At 54.9% G+C, this 16,557-nt stretch carries 13 protein-coding genes; 12 read left to right on the plus strand and 1 reads right to left on the minus strand.

What is annotated here, in order from left to right; translation table 11 throughout:
* Positions 1 to 66: 66 nt before the first annotated feature.
* From CUN67_RS08030 to CUN67_RS08055, 6 genes are all read left to right on the plus strand, one after another.
* Complete coding sequence (locus CUN67_RS08030) at positions 67 to 1,002, plus strand: D-ribose ABC transporter substrate-binding protein (protein ID WP_208714742.1); 936 nt, start codon at positions 67 to 69, stop codon at positions 1,000 to 1,002.
* Between the two features lie 44 nt (positions 1,003 to 1,046).
* Positions 1,047 to 1,658 carry a DUF2291 family protein gene (locus CUN67_RS08035; protein WP_208714743.1) on the plus strand — a complete coding sequence of 204 codons (612 nt, stop codon included), beginning with the start codon at positions 1,047 to 1,049 and terminating at the stop codon, positions 1,656 to 1,658.
* Positions 1,659 to 1,668: 10 nt separating this feature from the next.
* Entirely contained in the window at positions 1,669 to 3,201 is a 1,533-nt protein-coding gene (locus tag CUN67_RS08040; protein WP_208714744.1) for a sugar ABC transporter ATP-binding protein, read from the plus strand.
* A gap of 12 nt (positions 3,202 to 3,213) precedes the next feature.
* Positions 3,214 to 4,281 carry an ABC transporter permease gene (locus CUN67_RS08045; protein ID WP_208714745.1) on the plus strand — a complete coding sequence of 356 codons (1,068 nt, stop codon included), beginning with the start codon at positions 3,214 to 3,216 and terminating at the stop codon, positions 4,279 to 4,281.
* Positions 4,282 to 4,292: 11 nt separating this feature from the next.
* The gene (locus CUN67_RS08050; RefSeq protein ID WP_208714746.1) at positions 4,293 to 5,090 is read left to right on the plus strand and encodes an SDR family oxidoreductase; all 798 of its coding nucleotides are present in this window, start codon (positions 4,293 to 4,295) and stop codon (positions 5,088 to 5,090) included.
* A 233-nt stretch (positions 5,091 to 5,323) separates the two neighbouring features.
* Positions 5,324 to 6,760 (plus strand): YchO/YchP family invasin, encoded by a 1,437-nt coding sequence (locus tag CUN67_RS08055; protein ID WP_208714747.1) that lies wholly within the window; start codon positions 5,324 to 5,326, stop codon positions 6,758 to 6,760.
* Positions 6,761 to 6,835: 75 nt separating this feature from the next.
* Here CUN67_RS08055 and CUN67_RS08060 read toward each other — a convergent pair whose 3' ends face one another.
* Positions 6,836 to 7,915 carry a porin gene (locus tag CUN67_RS08060; protein WP_302882404.1) on the minus strand — a complete coding sequence of 360 codons (1,080 nt, stop codon included), beginning with the start codon at positions 7,913 to 7,915 and terminating at the stop codon, positions 6,836 to 6,838.
* Positions 7,916 to 8,800: 885 nt separating this feature from the next.
* Between CUN67_RS08060 and CUN67_RS08065 the strand changes: the two genes are divergently transcribed.
* The 6 genes from CUN67_RS08065 (at position 8,801) to CUN67_RS08090 (ending at position 16,317) form a co-directional block, all read left to right on the plus strand.
* Positions 8,801 to 10,021 (plus strand): aspartate aminotransferase family protein, encoded by a 1,221-nt coding sequence (locus tag CUN67_RS08065; RefSeq protein ID WP_208714748.1) that lies wholly within the window; start codon positions 8,801 to 8,803, stop codon positions 10,019 to 10,021.
* The gene (gene astA, locus CUN67_RS08070; RefSeq protein ID WP_208714749.1) at positions 10,018 to 11,049 is read left to right on the plus strand and encodes an arginine N-succinyltransferase; all 1,032 of its coding nucleotides are present in this window, start codon (positions 10,018 to 10,020) and stop codon (positions 11,047 to 11,049) included. Before CUN67_RS08065 ends, astA begins: the two co-directional genes overlap by 4 nt.
* Complete coding sequence (astD, locus tag CUN67_RS08075) at positions 11,046 to 12,515, plus strand: succinylglutamate-semialdehyde dehydrogenase (RefSeq protein WP_208714750.1); 1,470 nt, start codon at positions 11,046 to 11,048, stop codon at positions 12,513 to 12,515. Before astA ends, astD begins: the two co-directional genes overlap by 4 nt.
* The gene (astB, locus tag CUN67_RS08080) at positions 12,512 to 13,840 is read left to right on the plus strand and encodes an N-succinylarginine dihydrolase (protein ID WP_208714751.1); all 1,329 of its coding nucleotides are present in this window, start codon (positions 12,512 to 12,514) and stop codon (positions 13,838 to 13,840) included. Before astD ends, astB begins: the two co-directional genes overlap by 4 nt.
* A 46-nt stretch (positions 13,841 to 13,886) precedes the next feature.
* A complete protein-coding gene (gene astE, locus CUN67_RS08085; protein WP_208714752.1) occupies positions 13,887 to 14,882 on the plus strand; it encodes a succinylglutamate desuccinylase in 996 nt (331 codons plus the stop codon).
* A gap of 127 nt (positions 14,883 to 15,009) precedes the next feature.
* Positions 15,010 to 16,317, plus strand: a complete 1,308-nt coding sequence (locus tag CUN67_RS08090) for an IS4 family transposase (RefSeq protein WP_208717112.1) — start codon at positions 15,010 to 15,012, stop codon at positions 16,315 to 16,317.
* The last annotated feature ends 240 nt before the right edge of the window (positions 16,318 to 16,557 follow it).

Genomic DNA, 16,557 nt, shown 5'->3' on the forward strand with positions numbered 1-16,557 from the left:
TTCCGCGCCTGCACCAGAGAAGGCGACAACCCTGCAAACGTAATAATTACAATGAGAGACATCACCATGAAAACCCGTACCCTGCTGTTTACCGCCATTGCCAGCTGTCTGGTATCGCATGTCAGCCTCGCGGCAGACAAAGGCACCATCATGATTCTGGTGAATTCCCTGGATAACCCGTATTACGCCTCTGAAGCGAAAGGGGCCAACCTGAAGGCGCAGGAACTCGGCTATAAAACCAGCGTGCTGTCGCACGGGGAAGATGTAAAAAAACAGAGTGAACTGATCGATGCGGCCATCGGCAAAAAGGTACAGGGGATCGTGCTGGATAACGCCGATTCCACCGCCAGCGTCGCAGCGATCAAAAAGGCGAAAGATGCCGGTATTCCGGTGGTGCTGATTAACCGCGAAATCCCGGTTGACGATGTGGCGCTGGAACAGATCACCCACAACAATTTCCAGGCCGGTTCAGACGTGGCCAACGTGTTTGTCGAGAAAATGGGTGAGAAGGGCAAATACGCGGAGCTGACCTGTAACCTCGCTGACAACAACTGCGTTACCCGTTCCAAATCCTTCCACCAGGTGCTCGATCAATACCCCGATATGCAGAGCGTGGCGCGTCAGGATGCCAAAGGCACACTGATCGATGGCAAACGCATTATGGACAGCATCCTGCAAGCCCACCCGGATGTGAAAGGGGTGATCTGCGGCAACGGTCCGGTGGCGCTGGGGGCGATCGCCGCGCTGAAAGCGGCCGGACGTAATGATGTCACCGTGGTGGGGATTGATGGCAGTAACGACGAACGTGATGCGGTCGAGGCCGGTTCACTGAAAGCCACGGTGATGCTCCAGGCACAGGCGATTGCCGCACAAGGCGTGACCGATCTGGATAACTATATCCAGAAAGGCACCAAACCCGAGAAACAGCGGGTGATGTTCCGCGGCATCCTGATCACCCCGGACAATGCGAAAAACGTTCAGGACTTTAACTACAAATCTTAATTTCACGCAGGTGCGCCCGCTCGTCGGGCGCCAGGGAGAATGTGATGTACAGACGACTCTGGCTGCTGCTTCCTGTTGTGATCCTCAGCGGTTGCCGCATTGTGTCGCAGCAGGAGCTGGCCGACCTGAAGAATCCCCCCAATCCGCACATGACCAATATTGCTGGCACATGGCAACAGAAGCTGGTGCCGCAGGTGGCGCATGATGCGAAGCCACTGGCGCAACTGATGAAAGAACTGCAATCCGCGAAGGATTTTGACACCGCCTGTAAAACCTATGGTTATCGCAGCCAGGAAGAAAATCCCTGTGTGTTCAGTGTGAGGGTGCAGGGCGAAGTCACTGGCGTTAACACCACGTCACGCAGTGGAAAAATGACGGTGAAAGATGCGTCCGGCGAAACGGTGACGGTGCAGATGGGGCCGATTATTCGCGGTACTGCCCTGCGTGATGCTTACAAAGGGTCCAGCTATCAGGACTTCAACGATCAGGTGCTGTTTGGTGACTATGGCCGGGCCATCAATCAACAGGCGTCCAACATGATGCAGACCTTTAAAGCGAAAACCGGCGATAAAGTGGCGCTGGCTGGCGTGTTCAGCAGCTGGGATATTCCGCAACAGGCACCGGATATCACCCCGGCGCAAATCACCCGGCAATAAGGAGATGGCGATGCAGACTCCTCAGCCCACCGGACAGCCGGATGTGATTATCGAAACCCGCAACGTCTCGCGCATCTATCCCGGTGTCACCGCGCTGGACCAGGTCAACTATCGTGTCTACCGCAACAAGGTTAACGTGCTGATTGGCGAAAATGGCGCGGGCAAATCCACAATGATGAAAATGCTGGCGGGCGTGGAAACCCCCTCGTCCGGCGAGATTCTGCTCGATGGCGTGCCGGTGACGCTCAGTTCAACCCATCAGGCGGAACAACATGGTATCAGCATCATCTTTCAGGAGCTGAACCTGTTCCCCAATATGAATGTGATGGACAACATCTTCATCGCCAACGAGTTTTTCCAGCGTGGCGTGATCAATGAAAAATATCAGTATGCATTGGCGAAATCCCTGCTGGAGCGACTGGAGCTGGATGTGGATCCCTATGCTCCCCTGGGAGAGTTAGGCATCGGCCATCAGCAACTGGTGGAGATCGCCCGGGCGCTGTCGAAAGACACGCAGGTGCTGATTATGGATGAACCCACCAGCGCCCTGAGCCAGTCCGAGGTCAAAGTGCTGTTTAACGTGATTGAGCAACTGAAGCGGCGTGGCGTCACCATCATCTATATCTCGCACCGGCTGGAGGAGCTGATGGAGATTGGTGACCATATCACCATCTTCCGTGACGGACGTTTTATCAGCGAACGCGAAGTCCGTGATGCCTCCATTCCGTGGATCATTGAACAGATGGTCGGTGACAAGAAAAAGCATTTTGATTACCAGCCTGCGCCACAGGGCGAGACGGTGCTCAATGTCACCGGGCTGACGGCGTTACATCAGAACGGCGGCTACAAACTGAATGATGTGTCGTTTTCATTACGCAAAGGTGAGGTTATCGGCATCTATGGCCTGCTGGGCGCCGGGCGTACCGAGTTGTTCAAGGGGCTGATTGGCATGATGCATTGCCAGTCGGGCAGCGTCTGTCTGAACGGTGCCATCCTCGACAAACAAAACTTCCAGCAGCGATTGAAAAAAGGCATCACCCTGGTGCCGGAAGATCGTCAGACCGAGGGCGTGGTACAGCTGATGTCGATCACCGCCAACATGACCCTCACTGAACTCAGTCTGCGTGGATTTCGTCGTGCGCTGCGGCTGCTCAATCCGCAGCAGGAGCAGCGCCGGGTGGATGAGATGATCAGTCAGCTGGCGATTAAAGTCAGCGATGCCGAACTTCCCATCACCTCACTCAGCGGCGGGAACCAGCAAAAAGTGGTGCTGGGCAAAGCGCTGATGACCGGTCCGCAGGTGGTGCTACTGGATGAACCCACGCGCGGCATTGACGTTGGGGCGAAAACCGATGTCTACCACCTGATTGGCAACCTGGCGCAACGTGGGCTGGCGGTGATGTTCTCTTCCTCCGAGCTGGATGAAGTGATGGCACTGGCTGACCGTATTCTGGTGATGGCCGATGGCCGTATCACCGCCGATCTGCCCCGAAGCGAAGCGACCAGAGAAGCCCTGATTAGCGCTTCGACACCGCATGATTAAGTGAGGCAAACAATGAATCAAAAATATCTGCTGTATATGTATTTACTGAAGGCGCGAACCTTTATTGCCTTGCTGATCGTCGTCGGCTTCTTCAGCGTGATGGTGCCGAACTTTCTCACCACCTCCAACCTGTTGATCATGACACAACATGTGGCAATTACCGGCTTACTGGCCATCGGCATGACGCTGGTGATCCTGACCGGGGGCATTGATTTGTCGGTGGGGGCGGTAGCCGGGATTTGCGGCATGGTGGCGGGGGCATTGCTCACCAATGGTCTGCCGCTGTGGGGCGGTAACGTGATGTTCTTCAACGTCCCGGAAGTGATCCTGCTGGTGGCGCTGTTTGGCATCGCCCTCGGCCTGGTCAATGGCGCGGTGGTGACGCGACTCGGCGTGGCTCCCTTTATCTGCACCCTCGGCATGATGTATGTGGCACGCGGCTCGGCACTGCTGTTTAACGATGGCAGCACCTACGCCAACCTGGTGGGGATGCCGGAATTGGGCAATACCGGTTTTGCTTTGCTGGGTTCGGGTACCGTACTGGGCATCTATATCCCGATCTGGCTGATGGTGGGTTTCCTGCTACTCGGCCTCTATCTGACGCGCAAAACGCCACTCGGTCGTTATATCTACGCCACCGGCGGCAATGAATCGGCTGCCCGGCTGGCCGGTGTGCCAATCATCAAGGTGAAGGTGTTTGTCTATGCCTTCTCTGGCCTGTGTGCGGCGCTGGTGGGGCTGGTGGTGGCATCACAGTTACAAACCGCGCATCCGATGACCGGCAACATGTTCGAGATGGACGCCATCGGGGCCACGGTGCTGGGCGGCACGGCGCTGGCGGGCGGACGCGGTCGGGTGTCCGGCTCGATTATCGGCGCATTCGTTATCGTCTTCCTTGCCGATGGCATGGTGATGATGGGCGTCAGCGATTTCTGGCAGATGGTGATCAAAGGCCTGGTGATTGTTACCGCCGTGGTTATCGATCAGTTCCAGCAAAAATTACAAAGCAAGGTGGTGCTGCTGCGCAGACATGAAAAAAAGCAGCAATCAGCCGCCCTGTCTGAAGTCACTCACGGATAACAGGAGGCAATATGACACGCGATTTTAGTGGAAAAACAGTGGTGATTACCGGAGCCTGCCGCGGCATTGGGGCAGGTATCGCCGAACGTTTTGCCCGTGACGGCGCGCGGTTGGTGATGGTGTCAAATGCCGAGCGGGTATTTGCCACGGCTGAGAAATTAACGCAGCAGTATGGCAGCGAGATCCTCGCGCTTCAGGCGGATATCACCAATGAAACGGAAGTGCAGCAACTATATCAGCAGGCCGCCGGGCGCTTTGGCAGCATTGATGTCTCAATCCAGAACGCGGGGGTGATCACCATTGATCGCTTTGACAGCATGCCGAAAAGTGATTTTGAAAAGATTCTGGCGGTGAATACCACCGGCGTCTGGTTGTGCTGCCGTGAGGCGGCAAAATATATGGTGAAGCAGGGGAGCGGCAGTCTGATCAATACCTCCTCCGGGCAGGGGCGGCAGGGATTTATCTACACGCCGCACTACGCTGCCAGCAAGATGGGGGTCATCGGCATTACGCAAAGTCTGGCGCTGGAACTGGCCCCCTGGCACATAACCGTGAATGCGTTTTGCCCCGGCATTATTGAGAGCGAAATGTGGGACTATAACGACCGCGTCTGGGGCGAGATCCTCAGCAACGACAAGAAACACTATGGCAAAGGTGAACTGATGGCGGAGTGGGTGGAAAATATCCCACTGAAACGCGCCGGACAGCCGCAGGACGTTGCCGGGCTGGTGGCGTTTCTGGCATCGGATGATGCGCGTTATATCACCGGGCAAACCATCAATGTGGACGGTGGATTGATATTTTCGTAAACAACGTGTGGGGTCGTGACTATCATCCTCAACGTCAATTCCCCTGGTGCGAATGAATTCGCACCCTACGTCTGTAGGGTCGGCATTTATGCCGACCTGGTAAATACTGCCCAGGATTCGATTGGCTAATCAGACAGAGTCGCACTGCGCAAATTCAGAAATATGTTAAGGTTACCTTTACGCTGTTTTGTGAGAGACCTCTAATTTTTATCTGAATCGAACCTGATTTCGTTATGCGACCAGCTGTTTTGCTACCTCAATCTCTGCGTTTTACCCTCGGTGCTGCGGCACTGCTCATCACTGTGCCTGCGGCTCAGGCGCTGGTGACCGACAACAACATTTCCGCTACCCCATTTGGTGACCCGGCGCATTTCGTGAAGATGGCCGATGATTTACCCGCCCTCGGCTACCAGGCTGACAGTGATAACCTGGCGAAAAAGCTGGCGGATATGGCGAAAAGTATCGGTGAAGCCAGCGAAAGCAACAGCGATACCACTTTTGGTCATCAGGCGGGCGTCTGGGCATTTAATCATTTTCGCGATGAGGTGGCAGAGCGGGTAGCGAGCGAAGGGCAGTCAATACTCTCACCTTACGGCACGGCGCAGATTGATTTTAACGTCGATATGGACGGCAATTTTACCGGCAGCGGTGCCGAATTGCTGACGCCCTGGGCCGATCGCCAGCGTTATCTCACCTTCAGCCAGCTGGGATTTCACCAGACGGATGATGGTCTGGTGGCTAACGCCGGGCTGGGTCAGCGCTGGACGGCGGGTAACTGGCTGCTCGGTTACAACGCTTTTGTCGATCATATGTTCGAGAGTAGCTTGCAGCGCGGTTCGCTGGGCACAGAAGCCTGGGCCGATTATCTGCGTTTTTCGGCTAATTACTATTATCCGCTCTCGGGCTGGCACAACGGCGATCCTAATCAGCAGCAGCGCATGGCGCATGGTTATGATTTCACCACTCAGGGTTACCTGCCGTTTTATCGTCAGCTCGGCGTCTCGGTCAGCTGGGAGCAGTATCTGGGACAGGATGTGGATCTGTTTAACTCTGGCACCCGCTATCACAACCCCTCAGCGCTGACCTTCGGTCTTTCCTATACGCCCGTCCCGCTGGTTACTGTTTCCGCCAGCCACAAAACCAGTAATGAAGGGGAGAGCCAGGACCAGTTTGGCCTGCGGCTGAATTATCGTTTTGGCGTGGCCTTAAGCCAGCAGCTGGATGCGGGTAATGTGGCTGCTGCCCGTTCGCTCCGGGGTAGCCGCTACGACACGGTCACGCGTAATTACACGCCGGTCATGGCGTACCGTCAGCGCAAAACGTTATCGGTATTTCTTGCCACACCGCCGTGGCAGCTGAGTGGCGGTGAGAATTTGTCGTTGAAGCTGCAAATCCGCTCGGTCAATCCGATTATCGCGGTCAGCTGGCAGGGCGATACCCAGGCACTGAGCCTGACCCCTCCCGCCAATCCTCATGATCCGCAGGGCTGGAGCATCATTATGCCCGCATGGGACAACACGTCCGGGGCGAGCAACAACTTTCGTCTCGCGGTAACGCTGGAGGACAGTAAACATAATCGGGTGACGTCTAACTGGATTACGTTACAGCTGCAACAGCCGTTCACGCTGAATCCGACCGAAGACACCCGTTTTGACGTGCTGGAACCGTAAAAGAAAAGGGCAGCTTGCGCTGCCCTTTGGGGCGTCCGGTTGACACGGGCCGGACGACAATGAGGGTAAACCTGATTAGAACTGGTACACCAGACCCACCGCAGTGATGTCGTCGGTAGCCAGACCCAGCGGGTTGTTGTCCTTCAACAGGTTGATGCGGTATTCCGCATAAGCAGACATGTTTTTGTTGAAGTAGTAAGTTGCACCAATTGAGGTGTACTTGATGATGTCTGCATCGCCGATGCTCTCAATGTCTTTACCTTTCGAAGACACGTAGCCCACAGACGGACGGAAACCGTTCAGGAACTGATACTGTGCAACCGCTTCGAAGTTCACCGCTTTGTTGGCGAAACCACCAGAAATCGGCGTGGCATTCATGGTCTGACCATACATGGTCGCCAGATAGATCTGGTTAGCGTCGTATTTGATCGCGGTTGCCCAGTGCTGCGCTTTATCACCGTGACCACGGGTAGCGGCATTCTGCGTCTCAGTACGATCCAGGCTGGCGTAGGCACCGACCAGGCTCAGACCGAAGTCGAAATCGTAAGAAGTCGACAGGGCGAAACCGTCACCATTCGAACGACGAACCGCGATGGTCGAATAATCGGTACGGTCGTTTTTGCCTTCATACTGAGCGGCAATGTTCAGGCCTTTAACCAGACCGAAGAAATCTTTGTTACGCCAGGTCAGCACGCCAGTAGAGCGGCCAGACAGGAAGGCGTCGGTGTAACCAGAGTCACCGCCGAAGAATGGCAGCATATCGGTGTAACCCAGCACGTCATAAACCAGACCGTAGTTACGACCGTAGTCCAGCGAGCCAAACTCACCATATTTCAGGCCCGCGTAACCCAGACGGGTACGGTTGCCGGTTTGTGAATCGGTGCCGCCTTCAGAGTTGCTCAGGCTGTATTGATACTGCCAGAAACCATAGCCGGTCAGCTGGTCAGTAATTTTGGTTTCGCCTTTGAAACCCAGACGGGTGTAAGAGGAGGTTTCACCGTTATTGTTGTCATCGTCAGAGAACAGGTGTGAAACGTTGATTTTCCCGACCAGGTCAAGTTTGTTGCCATCTTTGTTATAGATTTCTGCGGCGTGAGCAGTAGAAAGTCCCAGCAGTAACGGCATTACTGCTGCCAGTAAAGAACGCTTCATCATTTAAATTTTACCCTATGTTATTTTTTAATTGTTGCCCTGCTATGGGGCGAAATGAAAATGACACAAAAGGTTCAAGATCGAAAGTGCAATAAATGTAACAATTTATTTCGTGTTGGCTTTTTGTGCGAATGCTCATCCTGTATTCCAATATATGGAAATGGTTATTCTTTTTACTTATCTGTATCCGTAACCGAAATCATGTACTTAAAATAATCAATATCATGATATTTAAGGTTTTATTATTTTATGGTCTATCCCGGTTATTTGATTTTCTAATGTCTGTATATAGGATCTGTCTATGTGATTTTGTTCAATAACATATTAACGATGTCGCCTAATAATTAGCATGATCACTTTTTTATAAATACGCTGTTTCTGGTTATTTCTGAAATTATAATAACCTTAGTCACTAAAAAACTTTCTATTCTCGCGTCATTCCACACTGGTTAAAATAACCGCAATAGCGTTATTTATTTGTTAATTCCTGTATTAAAAATAACCAGGTTGATGGGGCGTTTTAGCGCACCAATACCGTGCCTTTGTGCACCAGTTGTGATCATTGCGCCCTGAAATGGTGCTTCCTTTGCGTCGGATTGGCGAAATATTTGCTGGCCGGTCACAAAAGCAATATTTCATTTTGTGAATGCATAAATCCTCTTAAGAATTCTCTGACATATAGACGCCATCAGACGGATATTCACTTTTTATGCATTTAATGTGAATAGTGACATAGTGTAACCCATTGATATTTCGTTGTGTGAATCCATTTATGCATTTTTTTCTCTGGCTGGCACGGTTACTGCAATATACAGTTAAGCCGAGGGTTACCAGTTTTTAACATTTTTAAAACAATAGCTTCACGTGAAGTGGAGCAGGAGAAGGGTTATGTCAATGCAGGTTTCACGTCACGATTTCGACCAATGGATGATGCCGGTTTATGCGCCCGCCGCGTTTGTACCGGTGCGTGCAGAGGGGTCAACACTCTGGGATCAACAGGGTAAGGATTACATCGATTTCGCCGGAGGAATTGCCGTTAATGCGCTAGGTCATGCGCATCCGGCGCTGCAGCAGGCGTTACAGGAACAGGCCAGCAAACTGTGGCATACCGGTAACGGCTACACCAATGAGCCTATCCTGCGTCTGGCAAAACAACTGATTGATGCCACCTTTGCTGATCGCGTGTTTTTCTGTAACTCCGGTGCTGAAGCCAATGAAGCGGCGCTGAAGCTGGCGCGTAAAGCGGCTCATGACCGCTTCGGTGCGGAGAAAAGCGGTATCGTCGCCTTTAATAACGCCTTTCACGGTCGCACCTTATTTACCGTTTCGGCGGGTGGTCAGCCTGCCTACTCCCGCGATTTTGCTCCGTTACCGCCGGATATCCAGCATGCGCCTTACAACGATCTTGCAGCGGCCTCAGCCTTAATCAATGACCAAACCTGCGCGGTGATCGTTGAACCGATTCAGGGCGAGGGCGGCGTGGTTCCCGCTGATCCTGCCTTCCTGCGTGGACTGCGTGCGCTCTGTGACCAGCATCATGCGGTACTGATTTTTGACGAAGTGCAGAGCGGTGTGGGCCGTACCGGATCGCTTTACGCGTATATGCATTACGGCGTGACACCGGATGTCCTCACTACCGCCAAAGCACTGGGGGGTGGGTTCCCGATTGGCGCGATGCTGACGCGTGAAGACCTGGCGCTGGTCATGGGCGTGGGGACGCACGGCACCACCTATGGTGGCAACCCGCTGGCGGGTGCGGTAGGCGGCAAAGTGATGGAACTGATTAACCAACCCGCCTTTATGGCCGGCGTGAGTGAGCGTCATCAGTGGTTTGTCGCCGCTCTGGAAGAACTGAATCAACGTCTGCCGCTGTTTAAGGAAATCCGCGGACTTGGCCTGTTGATTGGCGCGGTACTGAACGATGATTTCGCCGGTAAAGCCAAACAGTTCAATCTGGCTGCTGCGGAAGAAGGGGTGATGGTGCTGATTGCGGGTGCCAGCGTGGTGCGTTTTGCTCCGGCGCTCAATATCAGTGAACAGGAAGCAAAAGAAGGGCTGGCGCGTTTCGCCCGTGCCTGTGAACGCGTGCTCAAAGGAGCAGCATTATGATGGTGATCCGTCCCGTCGAACGTGACGACCTGGCGCAGTTGCTGTCGCTGGCGGGCAAAACCGGCGGCGGCCTGACGTCGCTGCCGGCGGATAGCCATACCCTGCAGGCACGTATCGAACGCTCATTGCTGACCTGGCAGGATGCCCTGCCGCGTGCCGAGCAGGGTTATGTGTTTGTGCTGGCAGATAGCGAGGATAATCGCGCGGTGGGGATTTGCGCGATTGAGGTAGCGGTGGGTTTACAGGACCCGTGGTACAACTTCCGTGTCGGCACCCAGGTTCATGCTTCAAAAGAGTTAAATGTCTATGCCAGCCTGCCAACGCTGTCGCTGAGTAATGACCATACCGGCAGCAGTGAGCTGTGCACATTATTTCTCGATCCTGATTATCGCGATGGCAAAAATGGCTATCTGCTGTCCAAATCGCGTTTTCTGTTTATGGCTAATTTCCGCGACCGCTTTATGCAGCATGTGGTGGCGGAGATGCGTGGCGTCAGCGATGAAAACGGCCATTCGCCGTTCTGGGACAGTGTCGGCAGCCGCTTTTTCTCGATGGAGTTCAGCAAAGCCGACTTCCTGAGCGGCACCGGTCAGAAAGCCTTTATCGCCGAACTGATGCCAAAGCATCCGTTGTATATCCATTACCTGAGCGAAGAGGCACAGCAGGTGATTGGCGTTACCCATCCGAAAACCGCGCCAGCGCGCGCGGTGCTGGAAGCCGAAGGGTTTCGCTACCTCAACTACGTCGATATTTTTGACGGCGGTCCGACGCTGGAGTGCGAAATCGACCGCATCCGCGCTATCCGTAAAAGTAAGCTGCTCACGGCCGCGGCCGGAGAAGCCAGCGACGAGTGGCCGCTGTGTCTGGTGGCGAACCTCGATTATCAACAATTTCGTGTTGCGCTGTTGCCGGTGGATATCGCCTCTGGCCGCGTGCGCCTCAACGACAGCCAGCGTGATGCGCTGTGCTGTGCCTATGGCGACAACCTGCGTGTCGTGACGCTCGGTCGCGAGGAGAAAAAAGCATGACGCATTTTATCAATGGTCAATGGCTGACCGGTGGCGCAGACGCCTTCAGCAAACAAAACCCGGTCAGCGGTGAAACCCTGTGGCAGGGCAAATCGGCATCGGCATCCCAGGTAGCCGCAGCATGTGAAGCGGCGCGTGCGGTGTTCCCGCACTGGGCGCGCAAAACCTTTGCCGAGCGTCAGGCGCTGGTGGAGGCCTTTGGCCGCCAGCTGGAAGCCCATAAGAACGAGCTGGCAGCAACCATCGCCTGTGAAACCGGCAAACCACGCTGGGAAACGTTGACTGAAGTCCAGGCGATGATCAACAAAATCGCCATTTCCGTGAAGGCATACCATACCCGCACTGGCGAGCAGGCCGAAGGTGAAAGCTCGCTGCGCCATCGTCCGCATGGCGTGCTGGCCGTGTTTGGTCCTTATAACTTCCCCGGTCATCTGCCGAATGGCCATATTGTACCGGCGCTGCTGGCGGGCAACTGCGTCGTGTTCAAACCGAGCGAACTGACGCCGATGACCGCAGAAAAAACCGTGCAGCTGTGGCAGAAAGCCGGAATCCCTGCCGGGGTCCTCGGCATGGTGCAGGGCGGCCGTGACACCGGGCAGGCGCTGGCGGCCGACAGCCAGATTGATGGCCTGCTGTTTACCGGCAGTGCCGCCACCGGGTATCACCTGCATAAGCAGTTTGCCGGACAGCCGGAAAAAATGCTGGCGCTGGAGATGGGCGGTAACAATGCTCTGATTGTCGAGGATCCGGCTGATATCGATGGTGCGGTACATATTGCCATTCAGTCCGCGTTTATCACCGCAGGGCAGCGCTGCACCTGCGCGCGTCGCTTGCTGGTGAAACGGGGAGCGGCAGGAGATGCGTTTCTGCAACGTCTGGTGGAAGTGAGTGGCCGTTTACAACCTGCGGCCTGGAATGCCGAACCTCAGCCGTTTATGGGCAGCGTGATCTCCCCGGCAGCAGCCGGACAGATATTCGATGCCTGGCAGAAGCGCGTGGATATGGGCGGAAAAGTGCTGCTGGGTATGCACTGGCCGGATCGTGACAGCGCCATCATCACGCCCGGCATCATTGATATGACGGACGTCCGCGCATTACCGGACGAAGAAGTTTTTGGTCCGCTGTTGCAGGTGGTGCGTTACGACAACTTTGAACAGGCGATTCGCCTCGCCAATCAGACACGTTATGGCCTCTCCTGTGGCCTGATTTCGTCGCAGCGCGCGCAGTTTGATCAGTTGCTGCTGGAAGCGCGCGCCGGGATAGTTAACTGGAATAAACCGCTGACCGGTGCGGCCAGTTCTGCGCCTTTTGGCGGCATTGGTGCCTCCGGCAACCACCGCGCCAGCGCCTGGTATGCGGCGGATTATTGCGCCTGGCCAATGGCATCGCTGGAAAGCCCCAACCTGAATCTGCCGGGGAGTTTATCACCGGGTCTCGATTTTTCTGCTGCGGAGGCGGGTGAATGAACGCGTTTGAAGCCAACTTTGATGGCTTAGTCGGCCTGACGCATCATTACGCGGGATTGTCGTTTGGTAACGAAGCCTCGACGCGCAACCAGCTGCAACCCTCGAACCCGCGGCTCGCGGCGAAACAGGGGCTGCTGAAAATGAAAGCGCTGGCGGATATGGGCTATGTGCAGGGCGTGATCCCGCCGCATGAACGGCCTAATCTGCCGTTGCTGCGTCAGCTCGGATTCAGCGGAAGTGATGAACAGGTACTGGCACAGGCGGCGAAGCACGCTCCGCAGCTGCTGTCGGCTGCCAGTTCTGCGTCGGCGATGTGGGTGGCGAATGCTGCCACCGTCTCACCGTCTGCCGACAGTGCCGATGGCCGGGTGCATTTCACCGTGGCGAATCTTAACAACAAGTTTCATCGCGCGATTGAAGCGCCGGAAACCGCCGATTTGCTGCGTGCTATCTTCCGCGATCCACAACATTTCCGTGTACATGATGCGCTGCCGCAGGTCGCGTTATTCGGCGATGAAGGGGCCGCTAACCATAACCGCTTCGGTGCGGCGTATGGTGATGCCGGGGTACAGCTGTTTATTTATGGCCGTGATGGCAAGCAGTCAGGAGCTGAACCGGCGCGTTATCCGGCCCGGCAGACACGTGAAGCCAGTGAGGCGGTGGCGCGTTTGCATCAGCTCAACCCGGAACGCACGGTTTTCGCTCAGCAGAACCCACGCGTGATCGATCAGGGGGTTTTCCATAACGACGTGATCGCCGTCAGCAATCAGCAGGTGCTGTTTTGCCATGAAGAGGCGTTCGTGCATCAGCCACAACTGCTGGCTGATTTGCAGTCGCGAGTGCCGGGTTTCTGCGCGATCGAAGTGCCAGGCAGCAAGGTTTCTGTGGCCGATGCGGTGAATACTTATCTGTTCAATAGCCAGTTGTTGCAGCGCGCCGATGGCGGCATGCTGCTGGTATTACCGGAAGAGTCGCGCCAGCATAGCGGCGTATGGCGTTATCTGACTGAGCTGGTGGCGAGTGGCGGCCCGATTCGTGAGCTGAAAGTCTTCGACCTGCGTGAAAGTATGTACAACGGCGGCGGTCCGGCTTGCCTGCGTTTGCGCGTGGTACTGACTGAAGCAGAACGTCAGGCGCTCAATCCCGCCGTGCTGATGAACGATCGCCTGTTTGCCACCCTGAATGATTGGGTTGATCGACACTACCGCGATCGCTTAACCCAGGCAGACCTCGCCGATCCGCAACTTTTACGTGAAGGGCGCACGGCGCTGGATGAACTGACACAGCTGCTAGACTTAGGTAGTGTCTACGCGTTTCAGCGCTAATGCCGGGGGCGAAGATTTCGCCCCTTGTTTTACGTAAGGAGAGAGAATGCAGGATTTTTTACAACAAACATTGTCTGGCCGGGTGCCGCAGGAGCGTCATGGGCAAAGCGCCCACCTGAGCTGGCAGTGGCTTGATGAGGGCATTCTGTCCTTAACCCCGCACGCACCGACGTCTCAGGCGCTGGTATTGTCGGCGGGTATCCACGGTAATGAAACCGCACCGGTTGAGATCCTTAACCTGCTGCTCACGCCCCTGTTGCGTGGGGAAAAACCGCTGGCAGTGCGACTGCTGGTGCTGCTCGGCAATCCACAGGCGTTGCGCAGCGGTAAGCGCTATCAACAATATGATATCAATCGGTTATTCGGTGGCCGCTGGCAACAAGTGTCTGACGTGGCGGAAGCGCGACGTGCGATGCGGCTGGAGCAGGCGCTGGAAACTTTCTGGCATACCTGTCTTAGTACCGAAACACGCTGGCATCTCGATCTGCATACCGCGATTCGCGGTTCGTATCATGCGCGTTTTGGCGTGATGCCTCTTAACCCACGCCCATGGCCGGATGATTTTATGCACTGGCTGGCGGCGGCGGGGCTGGAAGCGCTGGTGTTCCATCGTTCACCGGGTGGCACTTTTACCCATTTCAGCTGCGAACATTTCTCCGCCGCCAGCTGTACGCTGGAGCTGGGTAAGGCGCTGCCGTTTGGCGAAAACGATCTCACCCAATTCAGCGCAGCGCACCAGGCGCTGGCGGCGTTGTTATACGGTGAAGCGTTGCCGGAAGTGCAGGGCGCGCCACGTCATTATCGTGTCGCCCAGCAAATTACCCGACACGGGGAAGATTTTGTGTTGCATATGGGGCCGGAAACGCTGAATTTTACCGCCTTCCCGCAGGGCACCCTGCTGGCGGAGGAGGGGGAAACGCGCTATTACGTGCAGCAGGCGCGGGAATATGTGTTGTTTCCCAATCCGAACGTTGCGCCAGGTTTACGTGCCGGTCTGATGCTGGTTGAAGAGAACGAGCAGACCCAGGCACTGGCGTTGTAAAGATCGCACCTCGCCGTAGCGGCGCGATTTATCGCGTAATGCCGATCAGTTAAGCATGAAATGTCTGGTTGAACGATCCTCCAGTTCTGCAAAAATCCGTAATCTCCCTAAGATTACGGATTTTTTTATGTTACTCAGTCAGGCCCTTGAGACCGTCCTTAACTTCACGCCGAAAGAATTTACGGCGCTTTCCGACCTGCTTTCACCTGAGCTTATTGATGAGTGTCTGGCTGACACGGGCATCGTCACCCTGCGTAAGCGACGTCTCCCTATGGAGATGATGGTCTGGGTTGTCACCGGTATGTCGCTGTTTCGCTCCATGTCCATGAATCAGATTGCCTCACATCTGGATATTGTTCTGCCCGGTAAGCGTCCCTTCGTCGCACCCAGCGCGGTAGTGCAGGCCCGGCAGAAGTTTGGGGAAGACGCGGTCAGGCTGGTTTTTGAGAAAACACGCCAGCTCTGGTTTGAAAAAACGCCGCTTTCGCACTGGAACGGTCTGACCCTGCTGGCCGTCGATGGCACCTTATGGAGGACTCCCGACACGCCAGAAAACGATGCCGCTTTCGGAAGAACAGCCAATATACACAGTCGCTCTGACTGGCCACAGCTGCGGATGGTCTGTCAGATGGAAGTGACCAGCCATCTGCTGACGGGGGTCCGCTTCGGAAGTGTGTCAGAAGTCAGTGAGGTTGGCCTTGCTGCGCAACTGGTGGAGCAGACGCCTGACCACTCACTGACGATACTGGACAAAGGGTTCTATGCTTCCGGTCTGCTGCATCACTGGCAGACATCCGGGACGGAAAGGCACTGGATGATACCGTTACGTAAAGATGCGAAGTACCGGGTGAAGGAGAAGCTGGGAGCAGACCAGGAACTGGTTGAGCTGACCCTGTCATGGCAGGCGCGTCAGAAATGGAAAGATGCGCCGGAAACGCTGACAGCCAGACTGATAAGGCGGGAAGTTAATGGAAAAATCGTCCGGATCCTGACGTCAATGTGCGACCCGCTTCGTTATCCCAAAGCAGATATTGTAGACCTGTACGGGCATCGCTGGGAGATAGAACACGGGTTCAGAGAAATGAAGCAGCATCTGCTGAAGAATGAACTGACACTGAGAAGTAAAAAGCCGGAGATGGTGAAACAGGAGTTATGGGGGATGGTACTGGCCTATAATCTTCTGCGGTTCATGATGGCGCAGATGGCTTACAGTCTGAAGGGTGTGGAACCTTATCAGATAGGTTTTAAACAGGCGGCGTTATATCTGACGGGGCAGCTGAGTATACTGCCGGCGATCGCACCGGGAAAGATCCCGCGGATAATAGACGAGATAATGAGCATGGCAGGAAGCTTCGTCCTTGCGGCCCGACGACAAAGACACTATCCCCGGGCGGTGAAAAAAAAGCCGAGACGCTATGCGTTCCGGCATGATTAAAGCTTAACTGACAAGCATTACGCGATTTATCGCGCGGTTGTTCTGGTGCGCCATGACAAGACGCGCGATAAATCGCGCCGCTACCTTTCGTTTTACCGACAATAACGTTACACTCCTCCTTAATTCCTGCGCTTTTCATCTTATTTGTCATACTCTTTTGCAATTCCTCACGCATTTCTTCTCAATCTCTCCATGATCGCCTGATATCTGTCTTTTATGCTTTCAGGGCTTTACTCAGCC

Source organism: Pantoea cypripedii (assembly GCF_011395035.1).
In the GTDB taxonomy this organism is placed as follows: Bacteria; Pseudomonadota; Gammaproteobacteria; order Enterobacterales; family Enterobacteriaceae; genus Pantoea; species Pantoea cypripedii_A.